The organism is Shewanella sp. MF08487, from assembly GCF_050848685.1.
Taxonomy (GTDB): Bacteria; Pseudomonadota; Gammaproteobacteria; order Enterobacterales; family Shewanellaceae; genus Shewanella; species Shewanella glacialipiscicola.
The window spans coordinates 122,619-145,274 of the sequence record NZ_JBOZPB010000008.1; the positions used below are offsets into that span (position 1 = coordinate 122,619).

The 22,656-nt window shown below is 44.7% G+C and carries 11 protein-coding genes; 7 read left to right on the forward strand and 4 right to left on the reverse strand.

All coding sequences use genetic code 11. The features are described 5' to 3' along the window. Nucleotide 1: 1 nt before the first annotated feature. From ACRN9H_RS08200 to ACRN9H_RS08210, 3 genes are all read left to right on the forward strand, one after another. A complete protein-coding gene (locus ACRN9H_RS08200) occupies nucleotides 2-4,444 on the forward strand; it encodes an EAL domain-containing protein (RefSeq protein ID WP_432313243.1) in 4,443 nt (1,480 codons plus the stop codon). A gap of 235 nt (nucleotides 4,445-4,679) precedes the next feature. Then, the gene (locus ACRN9H_RS08205; RefSeq protein ID WP_432313244.1) at nucleotides 4,680-6,893 is read left to right on the forward strand and encodes a patatin-like phospholipase family protein; all 2,214 of its coding nucleotides are present in this window, start codon (nucleotides 4,680-4,682) and stop codon (nucleotides 6,891-6,893) included. 238 nt (nucleotides 6,894-7,131) lie between these two features. Then, nucleotides 7,132-9,174 (forward strand): M13 family metallopeptidase, encoded by a 2,043-nt coding sequence (locus ACRN9H_RS08210; RefSeq protein ID WP_432313245.1) that lies wholly within the window; start codon nucleotides 7,132-7,134, stop codon nucleotides 9,172-9,174. Nucleotides 9,175-9,244: 70 nt separating this feature from the next. On the opposite strand, the gene hxpB is transcribed toward ACRN9H_RS08210, so the two are convergent. After that, nucleotides 9,245-9,910, reverse strand: a complete 666-nt coding sequence (hxpB, locus tag ACRN9H_RS08215) for a hexitol phosphatase HxpB (RefSeq protein ID WP_432313246.1) — start codon at nucleotides 9,908-9,910, stop codon at nucleotides 9,245-9,247. 430 nt (nucleotides 9,911-10,340) lie between these two features. Between hxpB and acnB the strand changes: the two genes are divergently transcribed. Further along, complete coding sequence (acnB, locus tag ACRN9H_RS08220) at nucleotides 10,341-12,938, forward strand: bifunctional aconitate hydratase 2/2-methylisocitrate dehydratase (protein ID WP_432313247.1); 2,598 nt, start codon at nucleotides 10,341-10,343, stop codon at nucleotides 12,936-12,938. A 135-nt stretch (nucleotides 12,939-13,073) separates the two neighbouring features. Here acnB and rsd read toward each other — a convergent pair whose 3' ends face one another. Further along, complete coding sequence (rsd, locus tag ACRN9H_RS08225) at nucleotides 13,074-13,559, reverse strand: sigma D regulator (RefSeq protein WP_432313248.1); 486 nt, start codon at nucleotides 13,557-13,559, stop codon at nucleotides 13,074-13,076. Between the two features lie 457 nt (nucleotides 13,560-14,016). Between rsd and hemE the strand changes: the two genes are divergently transcribed. The 3 genes from hemE to ACRN9H_RS08240 all read left to right on the forward strand — a co-directional run bounded on the left by hemE (nucleotide 14,017) and on the right by ACRN9H_RS08240 (nucleotide 18,889). Beyond that, nucleotides 14,017-15,081, forward strand: a complete 1,065-nt coding sequence (hemE, locus tag ACRN9H_RS08230) for a uroporphyrinogen decarboxylase (RefSeq protein WP_432313249.1) — start codon at nucleotides 14,017-14,019, stop codon at nucleotides 15,079-15,081. 350 nt (nucleotides 15,082-15,431) lie between these two features. Then, a complete protein-coding gene (locus tag ACRN9H_RS08235; RefSeq protein ID WP_432313250.1) occupies nucleotides 15,432-18,011 on the forward strand; it encodes a putative bifunctional diguanylate cyclase/phosphodiesterase in 2,580 nt (859 codons plus the stop codon). 74 nt (nucleotides 18,012-18,085) lie between these two features. Further along, the gene (locus ACRN9H_RS08240) at nucleotides 18,086-18,889 is read left to right on the forward strand and encodes an SDR family oxidoreductase (protein WP_220772290.1); all 804 of its coding nucleotides are present in this window, start codon (nucleotides 18,086-18,088) and stop codon (nucleotides 18,887-18,889) included. Between the two features lie 4 nt (nucleotides 18,890-18,893). On the opposite strand, the gene ACRN9H_RS08245 is transcribed toward ACRN9H_RS08240, so the two are convergent. Together ACRN9H_RS08245 and ACRN9H_RS08250 are read right to left on the reverse strand one after the other, a co-directional pair. After that, entirely contained in the window at nucleotides 18,894-19,121 is a 228-nt protein-coding gene (locus ACRN9H_RS08245) for a hypothetical protein (RefSeq protein WP_432313251.1), read from the reverse strand. Between the two features lie 161 nt (nucleotides 19,122-19,282). Then, nucleotides 19,283-22,525: an ImpA family metalloprotease gene (locus ACRN9H_RS08250; RefSeq protein ID WP_432313252.1), complete on the reverse strand. Its 3,243-nt coding sequence runs from the start codon at nucleotides 22,523-22,525 to the stop codon at nucleotides 19,283-19,285. Nucleotides 22,526-22,656: the final 131 nt, after the last annotated feature.

Consider the following 22,656-nt stretch of genomic DNA (forward strand, 5'->3'; position numbering starts at 1 on the left):
CATGCAAACAAAAATAATTAAAATAATTCTGACATGTTTCATCTTATTGTTGACTGGCCTAAACGCAGTTTGGGCGGATAGTTTTGTGCAGCGTGTTTTTACCGACAAAGACGGTTTAGCCGCAACCAGTATTCGTGGGTTAACCTTAGATGATCATGGTTTTGTGTGGGCGGCGACTGAGCAAGGTTTATATCGGGTCAGTAATTCTAAGGTGCGACGAATTGACAAAGTGGGTACTGAATCACGAATCGCCGATGATTTTGTGACATCGGTTACCAATATCGACCGTGATCTTTTGTTAGTGAGTACCACTTCCGCGCTTTACCTGTACGACATCGCTAAAAACAAATTTACCGCCTTTGGTTCAGCCCATTTATTTGCCGACTATACCGGTGGCGCACTGATCTCTGCGACCCGTAAAGACCTACACACTTGGTTGCTGCTAACGAATAGCGGCAGTATTTTCGAATTTACGCCGACAGCCCCTAAGCTCACCTTGCTCACGCAATTAACGGTGAACCGCGATTTACCATGGCGTAAATTACAGGTTATGCCAAGTGGAAAAATACTTTTAGCGGGGCAGTTGCGACTCGAACGACTTAACTCTGATGGCACATTGGATATCCAATATCCGTGGGACGAAGCGAAGGGGAATATTCTCGATATGAAGGTGGATTCGTCCCATCGAGTTTGGGTTGCAACGGGGCGAGGCGTTTATCAACTTGAGCCCGATAGCCAACAGATAACCGCAGTACCTGAATTACCGGATTGGAGCGACCTGATTACTGAAGACGCTAAAGGCCAACTGTGGTTTGCCACTCGAGTTGGTTTAGTCAAATGGTCACCCACAACACGTAAAGTTGAGAATTATCAGCAGGAGTTGAAAACGCAGGCCAATATGGAAATACTTAAGGCCATATTATTTGATGATGCGGGTTTAATGTGGGTGGGAGGCTCTGGTGATGGTTTAGCCTTACTTGCCTCACAGCCGGATTTTATTCTTGATAGTTATACCGCCGCCGCGCCATATAAACTCAGCGATACTATGACTTGGTCAGTTTACAAGGACGATGTTGGTATTTGGCTGGGTTCTTCACATTTAGCGTTTATAAGTAAAGACAATGAAACGGCCATCGATATTCCCATTGATGGCCTAGAATCCCAAGAATATATCTACAACATCGCCCGTTTCAATGATGATCTCTTGTTGCTATCCACTACCGAAGGACTCTTCGTTATTGACGAGTTAACCCTTAAAGGCACTCGTTTTTCGGATTGGGCTAAGGGCGATGATTTATTTAAAAATAAAGTTATTTTTAAAACTTATCTTGACCCATTACTCAAAGGGCGCGTTTGGATAACAACAGCCGCAGGGCTATATTTTTGGGAGCCTGGTCTTACAGTGCCACAGCCCTTTAATATTGATAAAGCCACACCAACGGATGAGCCGCTAAGGCCGACTATTCGCACTATTTATCGTGCCTCAGACGGTAAATTATGGCTGGGCGGTAAAAAGGTGTTTGGCTACATTGATGAGCAAGGTGAGTTCCATAATCAGCGTAGCTTGTTTAGTTCTTTTGCATCATCACCCACGGTCACCCATATTGAAGAAATGTCGTCAGGGGCTGTATGGTTTGGTACCTACGAGAGAGGACTATTTGAATATCAACAAGGTGAGCCATTACGTAATCTAACTGCTGAGTGGCAGGTCAGTTGTAGTGCGGTATTTTTTATTCAAAAAACTATCAATGCCGATCTCATTGGCTGCGCAGACTCACTGATCCAACACGAAACAAAAACAGGAAAAGTCAGTGTATTTAATCAACTCGATGGTTTTATTTCCGACGAGATGAATGAGGGAGCCTATTTTTACTCACCTGAAACGGGTTTTTATTTAGGTACCCCAGAAGGGGTTATGCGACTGAATATCGATAAGTTAACCAATCGGGCCAACAATAATCGCGTGATGCTTGAATCGGTTTCGGTATATTACGATAACGCAACCGAGGTCTCTTTACTGCCTAAACCTATGATGGTGGTTAAGCCCGATGCCAATATGGTGAGCTTACAAATCACCAATCTTGATTACCTTGATGACGCGCCAATTCAGTTTAAATATCGACTCCGTTATCAAGGTGAAGAGGCCAAGTATGTCCTGTTACAAGGTGAATCTCAGATAAACCTTGCAGGACTCGCTGCGGGCGATTACGTACTGGATATATTGAGCCAAGTCAATGGGATTTGGTCAAGTAAGCCGTTTTTATACCCATTTTATGTTGGGCAACACTGGTGGTTAACACAGGGTTTTAAAGGCGTGTTGTTATTGTTTTTTTCGGCGGCACTATTAAGCGTTGCTTGGTATCGACAACGACAAACGCACGTGTTTATGCAAATGAACCAAGCGCTGATAGAGAGTGATGATAGATTAAGGCAATCACTACGTGGTAGCGAGTCTGACCTTTGGGAATGGCATAAAGAGACCGAATCCTTTTACCTTGATAATCGTAGCGCAGTGTTTGGCGATCATGCGACTGAAATTATTCTTTCACGGGATGAATTACCTGTGCATCCGCAGGATAAAGATAAGATTTTTGCCGAGTGGGACAGTATGCTTGCTGGTGAGATTGATCGTTTTGATACGGAATATCGCTATTGCCGTCGAGATGGTAACTGGGGATGGTTGAGGGTAAAAGGGCGTCCTATTGCTCGTAACAAACATACCAATGAGATTGAGCGAGTGGCAGGGATTTACACTGATATTACCGTGCAGCGCCAGCTCGAAGATGACGTTAAGCTACTTGCCCAAGCTTTTGAAAATACGTCAGAAGGCGTATTGATTTTAGATGCAGATGAAAAGGTTAAAGTCGCTAACTCTGCTGCTCAACAGATTATTGGTGTTACGCAAGACGCGTTAGTTGGGCAATCTTTGTCGAATTTTCTGCAAGAAAGAGAGGATTTGTCAGCAGAAATAAACCTCTTGTTAGAGCAAGGTAGCTCTTGGACTGGAGAACGTGAACTGGTGAGTTGTAATGGCTTGTGTCCGGTATGGCTCAACGTTTCAGTGATGCAAAGCGCCAATGATAAAGTGAGTTACTACGTGGTGGTTTTTTCGGATATCACCGAACGTAAACGTACCGAAGCCGATTTACGCCGCCTAGCTAATTATGATGTGCTCACCGGCTTACCTAATCGGTCTTTATTTAGCGCGCGGCTAATGCAGTCAATACAAAATGCGCAGCAAACCGGTGAAAAACTGGCTTTACTGTTTTTAGATCTGGATAGATTCAAGCATGTTAATGATTCCTACGGCCATAGTATGGGAGATGCTTTGTTAGTCGAAGCGGCTAACCGATTACAATCTTGCATTAGTAGTGAACACTTATTATGCCGTTTTGGCGGTGATGAGTTTGTGATTCTATTACGAAATGCCGACAATCTTGATGAGATTAATCATGTTGCAGAACGGCTATTAGCACAAATCGTCACTCCCTTTAGTTTGTTTGGGCGAGAGTTTTATATTTCGACCAGTATTGGGATCAGCATTTGGCCCGATGACGCGGTTCAACCTGAAGCATTTATTAAAAATGCCGACCTCGCTATGTATCATGCCAAGGAAGAAGGCCGCGGTAATTTCAAATATTATTCGTCGGAACGTAATGCACTGGCTTTATATCATTTACGCTTAGAGGCCGATTTACGCAAGGCAATAGAACGCGAGGAGTTCGAGCTTTATTATCAGCCGCAAGTGGATATTTTACGTAACGACAAATTTGTCGGTATGGAAGCATTAATCCGCTGGCATCATCCGCAGCAAGGATTGATTCGGCCTGATATTTTCATTGAGGTTGCTGAAGCCTGCGGACTGATTATTGAGATTGATCGCTGGGTGCTGCGCCAAGCCTGTATACAGGGGGCTATATGGGCTAAATCTTGTTCTGAGCCCTTTAAGTTATCGGTGAATATTTCGGCGGTGCATTTCCGTCAAGCGGATTTTATTGAAGGCGTACAACAAATTTTGCTAGAAACCGGTATGCCAGCTGCGTTTTTGGGATTAGAAATTACCGAAGGCGTACTGATGAAAGAACTGCAGATCGCTAAAAGTTACTTAAAAAAATTAAAATCATTGGGTATTGAGGTTGCCATCGATGACTTTGGAACCGGTTATTCCTCATTAGCTTATTTACGCCATTTTGAGGTCAATACGCTCAAAATAGACCGTTCTTTCTTGATTGATATTGCCACAAATACTGCAGACCAAGCGATTGTAAGCAGTATCATTGAGCTGGCACGTAACCTTAAACTCAATGTGGTGGCCGAAGGGATTGAAACCGTTGAGCAGCTGGAGCAGGTTTTTAGCCGTGGTTGCTACATTATCCAAGGATATTATTTTGCTAAGCCTATGTGTAGAAAAGATTTTGAAGATTATTTACAGATAAAACACTAAATATCCTCAGTAGAGTAAAACTTAACTCAAATATAGTCGATGTGATGGGGCTGAATTGAAGGACTTAAGCTCTTCTGGGTGATCCAATGCTTACGCATAGTGAGGCGTTACCTAAACTCAACATGATATGATGTATTGTCTATTAGAGTCGGTCAGATAAAATATGTTTGCCGGTTAAATCGATAAGTTTGTTAATATCATTCAGATTTTTATCCTATAAAAAAGTAGCCTCATTATGATGCGTCAATTATTCGCTTCTTGTCTTTTGTGTTTGTTGATCACGCCTTTAATCGCTGCCGAACGGCCTAAAATCGGTGTGGTTCTTAGTGGGGGTGGTGCCAAAGGTGCTGCCCACGTGGGCGTGCTTAAAGTGCTAGAAGAACATAATATACCTGTCGATTATATTGCGGGCACCAGCATCGGCGCTTATGTCGCAGGCATGTATTCACTGGGGTACAGTGCCAGTGAAGTAGAAGAAATCATGATGGGTCTCGATTGGGACAGTGGCTATTCGGATACAATCCCTCGCAATATTTTGACTTATCGGGATAAACAGTTACGCGATCGCTATAACATTCCACTGAACATTGGTTATAACGAAGGTGCGGTGAGAGCCCCAAGTGGGGTACTGCGTGGCCAAACCATGTCGCAACTCTTGCGCCAGTCTACCGATTTAGTGCAGCAATTTGGTAATTTTGATGATTTGGCGATTCCCTATCGTGCTGTAGCAACCGACTTAGAAACCAGCTTACCTGTAGTGTTAAGTCACGGTAGCATGGTGAATGCTATGCAAGCCTCTGCGACAGTACCAGGAGCGCTCCAACCTACCCTTATTGAGGGGCAGTTATTGGTCGATGGCGGAATTGCTAACAATATGCCCGTCGATGTCGTTAAGGCTATGGGGGCTGACATTATTATTGCGGTGGACATTGGTTCACCTTTAGTTAAACAAGATAAGTTAGATAGCACCATTGCTGTATTAGACCAGCTGTCAAACTTTTTGACCAACGCGAGTACGGCAAGGCAAAAGCAACTACTGACAGACAAAGATGTGTTGATCAGGCCCGCTATTGATGCCTTAAGCACCACTGATTTCACTATTATGCCCTTGGCATTAACCCTCGGAAAAGATGCCGCCAACGAGCAACTGGGTAAATTGAGCGCGATGAGCGTGAGCCCTGAAGAATATATCGCCTACGTCGAGGCAAAAAGGGCCAAAGGTAAAACCTTAATGGCTGATGTCAGGCACCCTATTAATGAGATTGTCTTTGATAACCAGTCTAAGGTGAGCTTGAACCTGTTAAAAGAAGCATTAAATCTGAAAGAAGGGCAGTCAGTTACTAAAGAAGAACTCAACGAGGCATTAAAACGTATTTACTCCATCAATAAATTTGAGCGTGTTGACGCTGAGTTTGCCGAAGGTGAGGAGGGCCGTATACTAACGGTAACGACTAAAGCGAAGTCCTGGGGACCTAATTATTTCCAGCTAGGTTTTAATTGGGAGGATGATTTTAACTCAGAGTCTGCCATCAGTTTTGATATGGCTTACACCATGACCGATTTAACCTTTAATGGCGGCGAGTGGCGCAACGAAGTTAAACTCGGTTTTGAAAAGTTATTTGCAACTGAATTCTATCAACCCTTAGACAGGGATCAGCAGTTTTACACGCGTGCTCGTTACCAATATGAGAACAAAAACTGGGATCTCTATGATAGTAATAGTCGTATCTTAGTTTTAGATAAACAAACTCATGGCGTCGAGTTTGGCATAGGTTATAACTACATACTTCAGGGGCACATAGAGTTAGGTTTGCTTGCAGAGAAAGGTGCTATCGTCAATGATGCTTGGCTAACGGAGGATTTAGATTTTAACTCCTATGGGGCTTATTTTAGATTTGGTTACGATAGCCTAGATAGTATTAGCTTTCCGACATCGGGAAACAGGGTGACCCTAAACGTTTATGTGCGTAATGAAGACCTTGATTATCTTCTCGACGATAGTCACGATGGCTATAGTGTGCAGATTGAGGCTGACTGGAAAGGGGCGTTAAGTGTGGGTAATCATGCCTTTGTGGGTAAAACCTCAGTGGCGACGATTAGCGATGACTTCAGCACCTTACATCTGGCTGAACTCGGTGGTTTTTTAAATCTATCGGGTTACCATAAAGATTCTTTGATGGGCGCACATAAAGTATTTGGCGCTTTTGTTTATCAGTATGATTTGGGGCGCGATGCCCTTGGCATGACAGATTACCCTCTATATTTAGGTTGGAGTTTAGAAGCGGGTAATGTGTGGGATGTCCGTAGTGATGTGTCACTTGCTGATTTGATTTATGCCTCAAGTCTTTATTTTGGTACCGATACCTCTATGGGCCCAGCAGCATTAGGCTTTGGTATTTCTGATCGAGGTGATAAATCATTTTATTTATTTGTGGGTAAAAACTTCTAGTTTGCATTCGACCGCGAGTCACGTATTAAAAATAAGGGCATCAATATTGATGCCCTTATTTTTAGGCGATCCCTAATGCGTTTTTAAAGCCCATGTTTGACTCAATTCAGTGGATGTAAGTTGATATGGTTACAAAGTGTCATAACCATTTACAAAATGTGACTACAGGCAGTAGATGCAAAATGTTAAGGTTTTACTGGAAAAATAATAACACTCTCAATGGAAGCTGGGGAAAACAATGAAAAAGATAAGCACACTAGCATTAGGCATTGCCTTGGGTTTAGGTTTAGCGGCTTGTAGTACAGAGCCTAAAACTGAAGTCGCCGCCGTATCTGGTATTGAATTACAAAACTTTGATACCTCAGTTCGCCATCAAGACGATTTCTATTACAGCGTTAACGGTAAATGGCTTGCTAATACGCCTATTCCTGCTGACAAGTCGAACTACGGCGCATTTTCAGTGTTGTACGATCAAAGCCAAGACGCATTGAAAAAAATCATCGACGAAGCGGCGGCTAAAAAGAATCCCGCAGCAGGCTCTAATGAGCAGAAAATCGGTGATTTCAATGCCAGCTTTATGAATACCGATTTACTAGAAACCTTAGGCGCAGCTCCTCTCGAACCATTGCTTGCCGATATTGCCTCGGTGAAAACACATCGCGATTTACCCGGGGTCATGGGAACATTGTTGACTCATGGCTCGGGTATTCCTTTTGGTTTTTACGTTAATAATGATGCCAAAAACTCAACCCAATATGCGGTGTATTTAAGTCAATCGGGGCTGACGCTGCCAGATCGCGATTACTACCTTAAAGATGACCCTAAATTTGCCGCGAACCGCCAAGCAATGGCGAAATATGTCACCGACTTATTGACCGAGGCGGGTTATAAAGATGCCAAACGTGCGGCTAAAAGTGTCGCCGATATTGAAATGATGATTGCAAAAAGCCAGTGGAGCCGTGTGGAGTCTCGCGATGCCAATAAGGCTTATAACAAGTTAGATCGCGCTGAGCTGCAAAAGCTAACGGGTCAATTTGACATGAGTGCCTTTGCCGCGAGTGCAGGCTTAGACGATAAAGTAACAGACATAATCGTGCGTCAGCCTTCTTACTTTGAAAAACTTGGTGCTAATTTTGACAGTTTTCCTGTTGCTGCTTGGCAGGATTATCTCGCCTTCCATTTAGTCGATAGCTACGCTGAGTTGCTTAGCAAAAACTTTGTCGATTTGAACTTTGCCTTTAAGAGCAAAACTCTAATGGGGATTGAAGAGCAGCAACCGCGCTGGAAAAAAGCCGTGGATGGTGCCGACCAAGTCATTGGTGAGCTGGTGGGCGAAGAATATGTTAAACAATATTTTAAACCAGAAGCCAAAGCACGCATGGAAACCATGATCAAAAACTTGATCAAAGGTTTTGAAGTCAGCATTAATGAACTTGAGTGGATGACGCCAGAAACGAAAATTGCCGCCCAAGAAAAACTCTCAAAATTTACCTATAAAATTGGCTATCCAGATAAATGGAAAGATTATTCAGGCTTAGACATCAAAGCCGACGAGTTAGTCGGTAACTATATGCGTTATGCCCAGTTTGAATATCAAGACATGATCAACAAGCTCGGTCAGCCAATCGATCGTACCGAATGGGGCATGACGCCGCAAACGGTCAATGCTTACTACAGCCCGGTGAAAAACGAAATTGTTTTCCCTGCGGCGATTTTGCAACCGCCATTCTTTAATATGGATGCCGACGATGCAGTCAATTATGGTGGCATTGGCGCGGTAATTGGTCATGAGATTAGCCATGGTTTTGACGACCAAGGCGCCAAATATGATGGTGATGGCAACCTGCGTGATTGGTGGTCGGATAAAGACCGCGAAGAATTCCAAAAGCGTGGTAAACAATTGTCGGCACAATATTCTGGTTACGAAGCGCTACCGGGGCAATTTGTGAATGGGGATTTAACCCTTGGCGAAAACATTGGTGACTTAGGCGGTTTAACTGTGGCGGCACGTTCTTACCTCATGAGCCTCAACGGTAAACCTGCACCCGTGCTCGATGGCTTAACGGGTGAGCAGCGCTTCTTTGTGGGTTGGTCGCAGGTATGGCGTCGTAACTACCGTGATGAAGAGCTGAGCCGCCGTTTACTCACCGATCCGCATTCACCGAGTCATTATCGTGCTATGGGCACACCACGTAACGTGGAAGCCTTCTATAAAGCTTTCGAGATGAAAGAAAGCGATAAAATGTATTTAACGCCTAATGACCGGGTGAAAATTTGGTAACGCAATCGATTACCTAAACTTAAATCTAAACGCAAAAGCCAGACAATGTCTGGCTTTTTATGGCATGCCGTTACGCGTAATTTGCCAAAATGGCAGGTAAATCTAACAAGTTACGCGCTTGATGGTGAGCGATGACCCATTTTGCTTCACCTTGCTGCTCTGGCGCAGGAATCGCAACCGTTTGCATATTGGCGGCGCGGGCAGCGATCAAACCATTAAAAGAGTCTTCAATGGCTAAGCAATAGCGAGGATCGACATTTAACGCCTTGGCACAGTTTAAATATACTTCAGGATGCGGCTTACCATAGGTGAGATTTTCGGCAGATTGCACCGACATAAATTTATCGCTCAGTGCCAGTTTTGATAATACCGCCTCAATAATCGGTGTGGATGAGGAGGTTGCTAAACCGATTTTGAGCCCCAGCGCTTGGCAATGCGCCAAGGTTTGGTGCACCCCGAGCATGGCTTCGCCGCTGCGTGAAATTTCCCGCGCTACTTTATCTACAATCGTTTGGCTGACCTTGGCGTTATCATAATGAGGCCAAGGTGCTCTGCGATACCAATAATCAACACATTGGTCGATACGTAAACCGGTAGTTTGTTGAATCGTTTCTATCGTGACTGGTACGCCTAGGGCAGAAAACACCTCGAACTCTATGTGTTGCCACAGGGGCTCAGAATCGATTAAAACGCCATCCATATCAAAAATAACCGCTTGAATGCTAAGGGATGCCATGGGTACTCCGCTGGGCTGAGATGGTAAGGTGAAGAGAGTTAATTAAACCCGAGTGTAAGTTTTTGCTCAGGATCTTAAAAGCCAAGAGGCCGCAATATAAGAAAATTTACATATATTTGGGTGCGAATACAGAAAAACATCGGTTTGATTTTAAATTTAGCAAATATCGTTAAGCAGTTGTGAGATATGATTTTTTAGTTGTTTTCAAACTATTGTCTAATTTCACTTGTTTTAATATTCGCGTAAGTTAACCATCGTCGGCGGATTTAGTCCTTATTTTGCCTTCTGCCGAGTGTGACCAGATTCATACTTTTGCAAAGCTGTAGTATACTGCAGGCCAGAAATACGGGTCGATCATGTCGGACTGTCTGCTTCTATTGAGAAGACATGCAGTTTGTTGTTAGAGCGCCAAAAAAAGAGGAATGTTGCCGTGCTAGAAGCATATCGTAAACACGTCGCAGAGCGTGCTGCAGAGGGTGTAGTCCCTAAGCCATTAGATGCACATCAAGTGGCTGAACTGGTTAAATTAGTACAAAATCCACCCGCAGGTGAAGAGGCTTTCGTTCTCGATCTGCTAGAAAATCGAATTCCCCCAGGTGTTGATGAAGCCGCTTATGTAAAAGCTGCTTTTTTAGATGCGGTTGCCAAGGGCACTGCAACGTCACCGATTTTATCTGCTGAGCGTGCGACTGAATTATTAGGCACCATGCAAGGCGGTTACAACATCGATCCATTGATCGCGCAGTTGGATAATCCAGCGTTAGCGCCATTAGCGGTTAAAGCCTTATCGCATACTTTGCTGATGTTTGACTCTTTCCACGATGTGGTTGAGAAAATGGAAGCGGGTAACGAATTTGCTAAGCAAGTCGTTGAAGCTTGGGCAAATGCGGATTGGTATTTAAGCCGTCCTAAACTGGCTGATAAGGTTACGCTAACAGTATTTAAAGTCTCTGGTGAAACCAACACCGATGACTTATCTCCTGCGCCTGATGCATGGTCACGTCCTGATATTCCATTACATGCGTTAGCGATGCTGAAAAATGCCCGCGATGGCATTGAGCCTGATGTTGCAGGCGTTATTGGCCCGATTAAAAAAATCGAAGCATTAAAAACCCAAGGTTTCCCATTGGTTTATGTGGGTGACGTTGTGGGTACGGGGTCATCACGTAAATCTGCGACTAACTCAGTGCTGTGGTTTATGGGTGATGACATTCCATTTGTACCGAACAAACGCGCGGGCGGTTTCTGCCTTGGCGGTAAAATTGCACCTATTTTCTTCAATACGATGGAAGATGCTGGCGCACTACCTATCGAGCTTGATGTCGACAAGATGGAAATGGGCGATGTGATTGATATCTACCCATATGCCGGTCAAGTGAAGCGTCACAACTCTGATGAAGTGATTTCAGAATTCAGTTTGAAAACTGATGTGCTGTTAGACGAAGTGCGTGCTGGTGGCCGTATTCCCCTGATCATCGGTCGTGGTTTAACGGACAAAGCCCGTGAAACGCTAGGTTTAGGTTTATCAGAAGTATTCGTGCGTTCACAAGACGTGGCTGATACAGGTAAAGGTTATACGCTTGCGCAGAAGATGGTTGGTAAAGCCTGTGGTGTTGCTGGCGTACGTCCAGGCCAATACTGCGAACCTAAGATGACCTCTGTAGGTTCACAAGACACGACAGGTCCTATGACCCGTGATGAGCTGAAAGATTTAGCTTGTTTAGGTTTCAGTGCCGATTTGACTATGCAGTCATTCTGCCACACTGCCGCTTATCCAAAGCCTGTTGATGTGAACACACATCATACTCTGCCAGACTTCATCATGAACCGCGGCGGTGTATCACTGCGTCCAGGTGACGGTGTTATCCATTCATGGTTAAACCGTATGCTACTACCTGATACCGTAGGTACTGGTGGTGACTCACATACACGTTTCCCTATTGGTATTTCATTCCCTGCCGGTTCTGGCTTAGTGGCATTTGCTGCGGCGACGGGTGTTATGCCGCTCGACATGCCAGAGTCAGTATTAGTGCGCTTTAAAGGTAAAATGCAACCAGGTATCACACTGCGTGATCTGGTGCATGCTATCCCACTTAAAGCCATTGAGTTGGGTATGTTGACCGTTGAGAAGAAAGGTAAAGTGAACATCTTCTCGGGTCGTGTACTAGAAATCGAAGGTCTTGAAACGTTAAAAGTTGAACAAGCTTTCGAACTGTCTGATGCATCGGCTGAACGCTCTGCTGCGGGTTGCTCTATTAAGTTAGACAAAGAACCGATTATTGAATACCTGAACTCAAACATCACCATGCTGAAGTGGATGATTGCCGAAGGTTATGGCGATCGCCGCACGATTGAACGTCGTATCAAAGCGATGCAAGATTGGTTAGCCAACCCAGAATTGATGAGTGCCGATAAAGATGCCGAGTACGCTGCGGTTATCGAAATCGATTTAAACGATATCAAAGAGCCAATCCTGTGTGCGCCTAACGATCCTGATGATGCTGTACTGTTGTCATCGGTTGCGCAAACTAAGATTGACGAAGTGTTCGTCGGTTCTTGTATGACTAACATTGGTCATTTCCGTGCAACCGGTAAGATGCTAGACAAGTTTGCTAAAACGCTGCCAACGCGTTTGTGGATTGCTCCACCAACCAAGATGGACAGAGACCAGCTGACTGAAGAAGGTTACTACGCGATTTTTGGTCGTGTAGGTGCGCGCATCGAGATCCCAGGTTGTTCACTGTGTATGGGTAACCAAGCACGTGTAGCTGAAGGCTCAACTGTGGTATCGACTTCTACCCGTAACTTCCCTAACCGTTTAGGTACAGGCGCTAATGTTTACTTAGCCTCTGCTGAACTGGCTGCGGTTGCTGCGTTGTTAGGTCGTCTACCATCACCAGAAGAGTATCAAGAATACGCTAAAGAGTTAGATGCGACTGCAGCTGACACTTACCGTTATTTGAACTTTGATCAAATCGAGTCTTACACTAAAAAAGCTGCCGAAGTGATTTTCCAGACGGCCGTGTAATCGATTACCGTTAAGGTGATTTGATGTAAAAAAGCCAGCGAAAGCTGGCTTTTTGTTATTTATTTTACAATGAGCATTGTGATTTGTTTGTTAGGGTAAAACCAATACCGGCTAAGTCTCTATCAATAAAATGGCTTAGGCTTGTTGGTTATGTTCAGAATGCTTACGGTACAACACTTCTAATAAAGCATCTTCAAGCTCGAAACGGTTTTCCATATTTTGTGCAAGCTCAGATAAGTCTTTATCGAGTTGAGAAAATACCTGATCGTCTTGAGTCTCGGCATATTTATCGTTGAAATCTAATGCGATATTAGTGGTCGGTGTGATTTGGGGTAGCATTTGCTGCGCCAGTGTTTTACTCGACTCCCCATATTCGCCGCAGGCATTGATGACATTCTCATAGATCTCGAAATGTCCTTCTGAAACATAGTCAACTAATAAATCACAGAAGATTTTAACCTGTTCAAATGAAGGCAGGGATTTTTCTGATTTCCCGTAAGGAGGAAGTCCGGCAATTTGACAATAATGCACTAACAGTTTGCGACGATTTTTTAGCCATTGATCAATCAGCTTATTTGAACCGCCCCATTTTTGTTCTGCTTTTTCAAGTTTTCTCAGCATGATGCATTCCATTGAAGTGCCTATACATCACTCTAATGTAGGGACAAGTTGCTATTCGATCAACTGTTTTTATGTGGATTGAGGATAATGACGAAATGGACAAACCAGTTGTTTTGTCTAAAAAATATAAATAAAAAGCCCAACGATAGAAACCTATCGTTGGGCGAGTAACGTTTGTAGCAGGCTCAATTATAGGAGCTTCTTGATTGTTCTTGCTAGCGCAGACTTTTTATACCAAAGGCAGGGAACGGGCGCAACTTTTTTCTGTCTTAGTGTGACTTTGTTACGAATAAACACTGCAATATGTTATCTCGATAACATTTTCCACATTATGTGGTTGAATCGCCGTCAACGATGGCGATTGGGTCACATAAATTTGCACATAAAGGTTACATTATTCGCGTAAATGCTAAACTACCGACCCTGCGGATTTTAATAAGACTAGGAACTAAGCCCAATGGCAGAATTAAAGAATGATCGTTACTTACGCGCGCTACTAAAAGAGCCTGTTGATGTGACCCCTGTGTGGATGATGCGTCAAGCTGGCCGTTATCTTCCTGAATATAAAGCGACTCGCGCGCAGGCGGGTGACTTCATGTCTTTGTGTAAAAATCATGAGCTTGCCTGTGAAGTCACGCTACAGCCTTTACGTCGTTATGACCTTGATGCTGCAATTTTGTTTTCCGATATTCTGACCGTGCCTGATGCTATGGGCTTAGGTTTATATTTTGAAGAGGGCGAAGGCCCACGTTTCGAGCGCCCTACAAACACTATTGATGCGATTAAAAAATTGCACATTCCTGATCCTGAAGATGAGTTAGGTTATGTGATGCGTGCTGTAAGCACGATTCGCCGCGAACTGAATGGCACTGTACCGTTAATTGGTTTTTCAGGCTCACCTTGGACACTTGCCACCTACATGGTTGAAGGCGGTTCGAGCAAGACCTTCGAAAAAATTAAAAAGATGGCTTATGCAGAGCCAATGGCATTACACATGCTATTAGATAAGCTGGCTGACTCAGTTATTTTGTATTTGAATGCCCAAGTTGCTAACGGTGCGCAATCTTTGATGATATTTGACTCGTGGGGCGGTGCGTTATCGCACAGTGCTTATCGTGAGTTCTCTTTGCGTTACATGCAGAAGATTGTCGATGGTCTAACGCGTTTTGCCGATGGCCGTAAGGTCCCTGTGACTTTGTTCACTAAAGGTGGCGGTTTGTGGTTAGAAGCCATGGCCGAAACCGGTTGTGATGCATTAGGTTTAGATTGGACTGTGGACATTGCCGATGCCCGTCGTCGTGTAGGCCATAAAGTGGCATTACAAGGCAACATGGACCCTTCAATGTTGTATGCACCGATTCCTCGCATTGAAGAAGAAGTCGGTCATATTCTAGCCGGTTACGGTGAAGGTACTGGTCATGTATTTAACTTAGGCCATGGTATTCATCAGCATGTAGATCCAGAACATGCCGGTGCTTTTATTAAAGCTGTGCATGCGCAATCAAAGCAGTATCATAAGTAAGCTTAGTTTTACTAAAACAGGCCCGCTTGCGGGCCTGTTTTATTTTTACCTTCAACTTGATTATTGCGCGGCAGGGACGATGTGACTTATCGGCACATTAAATGTTATTGCCATATCAAATGTAAGCTGCATTATCGAAATAAAATGTACCCTCATAAGTCGTTATTGAGATAATTAATGCGTTAAATCAAAGGTGAAATATTAATTTAATTGCAAGCTATTGCTTATTTTCGCAACGAATAAAGCGAAGCAATGTTTAATACTATGGGTAAATGAGATATGTTGCGTGGCGCAATTAAGTGTTATGCCAAATCGTGAGTTAATTTAGTCATCATAAGCCGTGGAATGAAATGCACATTGGCAAAAAAATATTGGTCTTTATTGCAGGATTTTGCCTGCCTGCGGTCGTCATTGTCTCCTATTGCCTTGGTTATTGGTACGACCATCGTGTCGAGCTATTGCGTCAAGACAGCGCTAACGGCGAGCTGGTCAACATCCAGCAGCAGTTTCAAATTGATGTCAGTCGCTTAACCTTTCTCAATAATATCTACGCCTTACCTTTATCTCAATTAGATGAAGAACAACGTAATAAACTGGAGTCCTCGTGGCATGAGAGTGCTATATCGGCCAATCTCAGTTGGTATATTTTGCGCCATGGCGAACTGCAGAGTTTTTTCCCCAATGAACGTCCTTTAAGCAAGGATCAACTGCAGAATATTGCCAGTGCTATCAGTCGTGCAGGCAAACAAAGTATTGCAGGTGTTTATTTGATTGATGCTCAGGCTTATGTGGTCACCGCAGTGGCTTCTGCACCCAATGAATATGTGCTGTTAGTTCGACAACTGACTGAGAGTGACTTACTTGAATATGCCCAATCCTCCTTGGTGTCTAAGGTGGCGATAAGCCATGAGAATATGGCTCCGTCAAAGGCTAATGGTACTTACAATGATGCGATTGAAATCCCAAGCCTGTTAAAAGAAACGCCAGTTTATCTTCAAGTACAGTTCTTTGAGAGCCCTTTTCAAGAGGTCAAATTTAAACTCGATTGGGTATCGCTTGGATTTATTTTGCTTGGTGTGTTTATTGTTGCCCTTGGTTATATGTGGCTGCGCGCGGGCTTACTTAAGCCCTTTAAGAATTTAATGCAACAGTTGGCGCAGGTTGATCCTATGGCCAGCGTCTATCAACCCGTGACGGGAGAAGGAATTGAGGAGCTCGTTCTACTTGCTAGTAGAGTTAATAGCCTGTTAGCTAGAATTTACCAACAAAAAGAACGCGCTAAAATTACTTTAGAATCAATAGCCGAGGCGGTTATTTTAACTGATGTTGATGCCAACGTTATTTACATGAATCCGCGAGCAGAAGTGCTCTTGGGCGTGGCCAGTTGTCACGCAATAGATCAAAGTTTGGCGAGTTTATTAAAAGCGGATGAGCCACTTAATCAGGCGGTATTTAGCTGTATTAGCCGCTGCGACTCAACTCCACAGATCGCGAAAATTAAGCTATTAACCGCTTCCCCTCGAATTATGGAACGCAGTATCAGCAATTTGCGTAGTCACGATAAAGAAATCGTCGGTACTGTGGTGGTATTGCGGGATATCACTCAAGAAGAATTACTTAAACATCAATTACAAAAAAGAGCCAATTTTGACAGTATTACAGGGCTGTTGAATCGTCAGGCTTTTGAAGAAAAATTACCCCACTTTACCGCAACAGCGCAAACCATCGCTGTGTGTTATCTCGATCTCGAGCAATTTAAGTTGATTAATGATAGCTGTGGTCACGCAGCGGGCGATCGGATGCTGGCGATGGTTTCGAAAGCGATGCAGTCGTGTCTTGGGCCGCAGGAGTTATTGGCGCGTCTTGGTGGCGATGAGTTTGGTTTAGTGATTTGTGGTCGAAGTGCACTATCGGTCGCTAAACTACTCAAGCAATTGATTTTACAAGTCTCATTACAGGTATTAAGTAGTGGGAATACGCATTATAAGGTGGGGCTAAGCATAGGCGTTGCCTTTGGCCGTGCACCCTATATTAACGCGCAAGAATCATTGAAAGACGCCGACATTGCCTGTATTGCCGCTAAAGCTAAGGGCGCTAATCAAATTCATTTTTATGATGATAAAGATAAAGAATTGACCTACCAGCGAAACGCGCCTAAGTGGGCGGTGCGTATCGCACAGGCGATTGAAGAAAATGAGCTAATCCTTTATTACCAACCAATCCGTGGTTTAGGTAGTGGTCCGCAGCGGCAACGTATGGAAATCTTACTACGCATTCAAGAGCCCTGCGGCCGTATTCTGCCACCGGCCCAGTTTATCGCCGCCGCCGAGCGTTTTAGATTAATGCCAGACATAGATAAAGAAGTGATCCGCAAAGCCTTTTTATGGTTGTCTTTACACCCCATGCTTTGGCCAGATCACTGTATTTCAATTAACCTTTCAGGCAATAGTTTAGGTGCTGAAGGTATGGTGGAATATATCACTCAGCAACAACAGATTTTTGATATTCCAAGCAATTGTATTTGCTTTGAAATTACTGAAACTACTGCGATCCAAAATCGTAATCGCGGCATGGAAATGCTCAAACAGCTACGTAAACGGGGTTTTTCCTTTGCATTAGATGATTTTGGGAGTGGTTTCGCGTCTTACGGTTACCTACGGGAATTACCGGTTGATTATGTCAAAATCGACGGCTGCTTTATTAAGAATCTTGCAGTGAATGCTAAAGACTACGCCATTGTGAAATCGATTCAGGATGTGTGCCGGGTAATGGGTATCGAAACGGTTGCTGAGTTTGTTGAAACTCAAGAAATTATTGATAAATTGAACACCATAGGTATCAACTACGCCCAAGGCTATGCGATTGGCCGTCCACAACCTTTAGCTAACTATCGTGAGCAATATGACATTAGGCGCGCACAAGGCGCGTGAGGATTGCGCTTTTAACGTGATTATGCCAATTTAAGAAAAGGTATAATTAACAAGCTGGTGACAAATCGATGGCGATAAACACACTCACAGGTAAGGTCGTGATTATCACGGGTGCCTCAGAAGGCATTGGCCGTGCACTAGCGATGGTTATGGCGCGAGAGGGCTGTCAGCTCGTGATTAGCGCCCGTAATGAAACTCGTCTAGCATCACTTGCCTTAGAAATCGCTCATTATGGCCCAGCGCCCTTTGTCTTTGCGGCCGATGTATCGAGTGCTGAACAGTGCCAAGCCTTGGTTGCTGCCACGGTTGCCTATTATGGCCGCCTCGATATTTTAATTAATAATGCTGGCATGACCATGTGGTCACGTTTTGATGAATTAACACAACTCTCTGTGCTCGATGATATTATGCGGGTGAACTATCTTGGGCCGGCATATTTAACCCATGCCGCGCTACCCCATTTAAAAGCCAGTGAAGGCCAAGTTGTTGTAGTGGCATCGGTTGCGGGCTTAACAGGCGTACCCACCCGTAGTGGTTATGCCGCATCGAAACATGCAGTGATTGGTTTTTTCGATTCATTGCGGATTGAATTAGCCGACGATAATGTGGCTGTAACCGTTGTTTGCCCTGACTTTGTGGTGTCACAAATCCATAAACGTGCTTTGGATGGTGCAGGTAAACCGCTAGGTAAATCCCCTATGCAAGAGGCTAAAATTCTCACCGCTGAACAATGTGCTGAGATGATGTTGCCCGTCATTGCTATGCGAGAACGCTTACTGATCACTTCATTACGTGGGCGTTTAGGGCGCTGGCTTAAATTAATCGCGCCGAGATTAATCGACAAAATTGCCCGTAGGGCTATCGCCTCCGGGCATTAAAAGTTTATTTGTCGCTTTTATTGAGATGGTCAACGATGGTTTGCGTGGCCTCATTTTGAGTCGCTTTTTTTCCATCTGCAGCTATCGTTGCTGTTGCACTATAGCCTGTTATATCCTCTGCAATATGCAGCCAGTCTGGATGCCAGTAAAAACTACTTCCTTCTAAGGTTTGCCAGTTATGTACGCCAGATTTTTCACCTTGATAAATAAGATCTTTTACCGAATAACCCATATATTCACCCCATTCATTTTATGATTATTTAAAATATAAGAAGATAGATGTTGCCCGTCATCTGCTGCAAGGTATGCGATTTAGCTCACATATTTAGGTGAAATAAACCCCGCTGATACGAGGTTTATAACCAATGAAACTTGTTTAGTTGCTTATTATAGCTAAGGTTTTGCGCATTGTGAGGGAGAGTTTGCACCTTTCCACAGCGTAGTCCCCTCGTTTAGCGACAAAGGTATAAAGGTTAATCCTCGGCTCATATTGGCGGGCGGCAGCTCAGTTTCTAACTGATACATGCCCATGGGCATACTACCCGAGGTCGCATTAGCGACCGTTTGCGCGGCTGCAAGGCTTGAGTAGCGCAGGCCCAACATATCGAAATGGCTGCGCCAATCTTTGCCTGTGATCTGACTTAATGACACCAACATAAAGTCGTTGCCCGGAATATCCCTCACGGTTTTGCCGCCGTAGACACTATTAGCATCAAACGGGAATTGGTTAAAGCCCAGTTTGCTGCGGTTTGCTTCCCAGTCACTGGCATTATTGGCATATTTGCCAAAAATGCGACTGTGTTGATACAGCAAGGTAAACAGATTAAAGCCATTTTCCAATGTTGTACCATCGTTCAGCGTCATGCCGTGGGCCTTTAGCGCCATTTGGATATAAAAAGCCATGCGATAGCCGTTATGCACAGCATAAGCATTACTGGCCCACGGCGCTGTATATCTGTTTTCGCCGCTATCGAGCACTTTACAGTTAGCGCCAAATACCACGCGTTCACCGCTTTTGTCTGTCGTGCCTGCGGCATCAGACATAAACACATAAAATAGGTCTTTGTGGTTCATGTGACCATCGGTCACTGCGCCCGTATTGTCATCACGTAGGTAATGGGTTTTCCACTTCACCACATAGGGGAAAATGTTGTTGGAGTTTTCTCCTGCGCGGCTGCTATAACCGGCCCAGTTGTCACTCTCGTTTGCCGTAGCATATTGCACATTAAGACGATTAGTTTGCAGATTATGGCCTAACTCATGGTTATCACCCCAACCGGTTGGGTCGATGTTCCAGGCTGCATCCCAAGGATTACCGCTACAACCTGCGCCGCACTGGGCATTTTGGTCATAATTCGCGTGTTGAATAATAGTGCGGGTATGCAGACTATTATCGATACAGTCGCCACCAAACAGTCCTTTGCAGGCCGCTAGCACATCGGCGGGTAAGGATTCACTTAAGCTCTTGCCTTGGATCTTAAGTCCCGCAAGGGTGTAAACGCTGTTGATATGGTCATCGACAATACTGTTGAGTAGCGCGTTTACATCGGGTACATCCCCGCCGATAGCGTTTAAAAAGCGGTCGCGACGCAGATGCTGCTCGGCACCATCGGTGCGCAAGTCCACATGGGGTAATTCGGTATTTTGGATGCGATCGTTAAAGGCTGCTATTTCTGCAGGGTTTGAAAAATCCATGATGGTCGGATGTTTAGCGACATGCTCAGCGTTGACTTCGACACTTAACGCACCGCCATCAGCACTCGAAGTATCGATATACAGATAAATCGGCCCGCCGTAGGGGGAAGAAAATTCAAGACTTTGTCCTTGCGCTAAGCGCAGGCGTTGCTGCGCCAACTCCAATGGGCCGCGGTAGATTTTCTGCTCATAGGCACGGTTAGTATTACGTCTGTGGTAGTTGAGTTTGATCTCCACATTCGCAGCGCTGCTATCGAGACGAGTGAGTTTAATGGTTTGGCCCGGTAGTGCATACCAGCCTGTGGTCGTCCATTGGCCAGCATAAGGTACGCTAATGGTTTTATGTTCTGTGACCGTCGCAGGATAAGTGTAGTGCGCATTGCTGCCCTTGCTGAGGTTGGCTTTGTCGGTAACATATTCACCTAAATCTGGCTGGGCTAAGTTATGGGCGCGGGCATAACTTATTGTCCAGTCGGCAAATAGAGCCTGCTGCCACTGGGCGTATTCGTTATAGGCAATAGGGTAATCAATTTCGCTGCGGTATTTGTCGGCGAGCAGCAGTCCAGCTTTCATTAAAGGGAACTCAGCTTTGGTAAATACATCGATAGCATGGTTATCTAAAGTTTCGGCATTGGCTCGATACCAATCGGCGCCAGCTTTGAATGAATCGATAAAAGCGGCAGCATTGCAGCTTAAATAATTGCCACCACAATCGTTAAGCACTGAGGTATCGAAGCGGCCTTCACTAAGACTGCTAAGTAGATTATTTACTTTGGTCAGGGTTGTATCTTCGGCCAGAATATCGGTGACACTGAGGTTATTGGCATTGAGTTTTGACCAGTAATTGCCCGCGGTTGATAGTCCCATATCAAGATAAAGTGGCGAGAGCATTGGGCTTTCATCACGCCAGTAATTAGAGAGTAGTAAAGGAATACCCGCCGCTTTGGCCTTAGCGATCGCGGCCTTAATACTCACAAAACCCAGTGACTGGCGGTCGATATCACTAATCACAATTAGATCTGGTTTGAGTGTGTCAATGCAGTTGCTTAATTCGCTGTAGTCACAGGTATTTGCGGCATTAATACGATGGGTATCTGGGTAGTTGTTGGTGAGCCAAGTTCGGATCCCTTCATTATGGGGAAAGTACCAACTGTCGGTAGCGCTTGGCATTTGGGCGGTGACTATACTGAATACATCGGTGCTGAGGCCACTGGTTTTATCGGCGCTTTTGGTTAGCCAGCCTAGAAGGTTTTTCAGCAAGGCATCGGTTTGAGCTGAGGTATTAACGGAAAAAAGATTTCCCGCCATGGCCGCATATCTTTGTCCCTGTTGCTCGCCCGCCATCACTAAACCGCGCACAGCGCTTGCGCCACTCGCATCGATATTTGATGGCAGCACGGTGAAAGTATTTTCCGGCATAAAGCTCGAAAAAGTAATGGAGTCATGGCTCGGGTACCAAGTTATGCTGTTACCCACTCCTTGATATAACTGTTTTATCTGGGCTTTACGTTTGACGTCGATATTAGCGAGTTCGGCGATGCTGAAATCAATTAACTCACTCGCACTGGCAAGCTTGTGGTCTTGGTGCTTAATGGCATTTTCGGCATTACTGATAAATGTCGGCGTGATAGTACAATCGGCCGTCATGGCCGCAGTGGTGTAAGTCAGCACATTGAGCGTGCCACCACAGCCCGTTACGTCCTCAAGCGTAAAGCCGGTATCGGCAGTAATGCTAAAAATAGCGCTGGTGCCTGATGTCACTTTTTGGCTATTGGGGCTTAGTGCGCCGCCAGTGACTGCTACGCTGCTGGCGGTATATTGCGTTAGCACCGGCGGTTGGACTGGGGGCTGAGTGGGTGGTGTGGTGCCCGTATCCTCGGAACCTCCACCGCATCCGCTAAGGAGTAGAGTAATGGCGGCATAAAACAGTCGAATCCTCATGGGAGTCCTTGGTATGTAGGGGCTTAATATTTTGGGAGTATTGTATATTGCCATTATTATTTTAAATAGAATTAATTCTGTAATTTCATTTTAAATCATGACTTTATATTTGACGCCGCGTCAAAATACAG

Coding starts and splice junctions, on each gene's coding strand:
- ACRN9H_RS08200 (WP_432313243.1), top strand. CDS start 2: ATGCAAACAAAAATAATTAAAATAATTCTGACATGTTTCATCTTATTG.
- ACRN9H_RS08205 (WP_432313244.1), top strand. CDS start 4,680: ATGATGCGTCAATTATTCGCTTCTTGTCTTTTGTGTTTGTTGATCACG.
- ACRN9H_RS08210 (WP_432313245.1), top strand. CDS start 7,132: ATGAAAAAGATAAGCACACTAGCATTAGGCATTGCCTTGGGTTTAGGT.
- hxpB (WP_432313246.1), bottom strand. CDS start 9,910: ATGGCATCCCTTAGCATTCAAGCGGTTATTTTTGATATGGATGGCGTT.
- rsd (WP_432313248.1), bottom strand. CDS start 13,559: ATGCTGAGAAAACTTGAAAAAGCAGAACAAAAATGGGGCGGTTCAAAT.
- hemE (WP_432313249.1), top strand. CDS start 14,017: ATGGCAGAATTAAAGAATGATCGTTACTTACGCGCGCTACTAAAAGAG.
- ACRN9H_RS08235 (WP_432313250.1), top strand. CDS start 15,432: ATGCACATTGGCAAAAAAATATTGGTCTTTATTGCAGGATTTTGCCTG.
- ACRN9H_RS08245 (WP_432313251.1), bottom strand. CDS start 19,121: ATGGGTTATTCGGTAAAAGATCTTATTTATCAAGGTGAAAAATCTGGC.
- ACRN9H_RS08250 (WP_432313252.1), bottom strand. CDS start 22,525: ATGAGGATTCGACTGTTTTATGCCGCCATTACTCTACTCCTTAGCGGA.